Genomic DNA, 1,460 nt, shown 5'->3' with positions numbered 1-1,460 from the left:
CCCCCCGCCGTTAACCCGGATCAAAGCGCTGCATCATACCACAGGCTGATGATGCGGCAGTGGCTGGCTCAATTAAAAAAACACGGCCGCGACCGTGCGCACGGAGTAGCACACCGCTGCCGGGCTCTATGTTAAACTCCTCTGCTCATTTTTCTGACAGCTGCAGACGTGTAAAACACTATGGATGTAACCGTTCCCGATTTTCACCAGGCCCGCGTACTGGTGTTTGGCGATGTAATGCTCGACCGCTACTGGCAGGGCCCGACATCACGTATCTCGCCGGAGGCACCGGTTCCCGTAGTAAAGATTCAGGACGTGGAAAACCGCGCCGGTGGTGCCGGTAACGTTGCCCTGAACATTGCCACCTTAGGCGCTGGCGTCGATCTGCTGGGCATTACCGGTAACGACGAAAACGGTAAAGCGCTGGCCGCCATGCTCGAACTGGCCAATGTGAACTGCAGCTTCCTTGAACACCCGAGTCACCCGACCATCACCAAATTACGGATTATGAGCCGCCACCAGCAGCTGATCCGCCTCGACTTTGAAGAAGCCTTCGACGCTACCGATCTCAGCAATCTGTACGCCGACTTCAATCAGCGTCTGGCCGCCGCCAACGTCGTGATTTTGTCCGACTACGGCAAAGGCGCGCTGAGCAATCCGCAGGATCTGATCAGTGCCGCGCGGAAAATTTCTGTACCGGTTCTGGTCGATCCCAAAGGCACCGACTTTGAGCGCTACCGCGGCGCTACCCTGATCACGCCGAATCTGAGCGAGTTTGAAGCCGTGGTTGGCCCTGCCGCAGACGATGACACCCTGGTTACCAAGGCCCGGAAACTGATCAGTGATTACGACCTGCAGGCCATTCTGGTGACCCGCAGCGAAAAAGGCATGACCCTGGTCCAGCGCGGGCAGGAACCTTTCCACCTGCCAGCGCGGGCACGTGAGGTTTACGATGTTACCGGTGCCGGCGATACCGTAATCTCCGTACTGGCCGCCGCACTGGCCGCTGGTCAGCCGCTGGAACAAGCCACCGTGCTGGCCAACACCGCCGCCGGCATTGTGGTCGGCAAACTGGGTACCGCCACGGTCACCACGGAAGAATTACGCCGCGACCTGCGCAGCGAAAACCGTCTTGGCGCCGGTATTTTCGACGAAGACAGCCTGCAGCTGCTGGTTGAGGAAGCCCGCAGCCGTGGCGAAACCCTGGTGATGACCAACGGCTGTTTCGACATTATTCACCCCGGCCATGTGCAGTATTTAAAAGAAGCCAAAGCGCTGGGCGACCGTTTACTGGTGGCGGTGAATTCCGATGAATCCGTCAGCCGCTTAAAAGGCCCGACCCGGCCGATTAATCCGCTTGACCACCGTATGGCCGTACTGGCCGGACTGGAAAGTGTCGACTGGGTTGTGCCCTTCGCCGAAGATACCCCGGAGCGTTTAATCTGCCGTATTCTGCCGGA

1 protein-coding gene is annotated in these 1,460 nt (G+C 58.7%); it reads left to right on the top strand.

What is annotated here, in order from left to right; all coding sequences use genetic code 11:
* Positions 1–180: 180 nt before the first annotated feature.
* Positions 181–1,460 (top strand): bifunctional D-glycero-beta-D-manno-heptose-7-phosphate kinase/D-glycero-beta-D-manno-heptose 1-phosphate adenylyltransferase HldE (gene hldE, locus B3P58_RS15860; RefSeq protein ID WP_286718978.1); only part of this gene is annotated, 1,280 nt, incomplete at its 3' end.

The sequence above is a fragment of the Thalassolituus sp. UBA2009 genome (genome assembly GCF_002335285.1).
GTDB lineage: Bacteria > Pseudomonadota > Gammaproteobacteria > Pseudomonadales > Oceanobacteraceae > Venatoribacter > Venatoribacter alkanivorans.
Note: the sequence above shows the minus strand (reverse complement) of the source record. Positions and strands in the feature narration are given on the sequence as shown.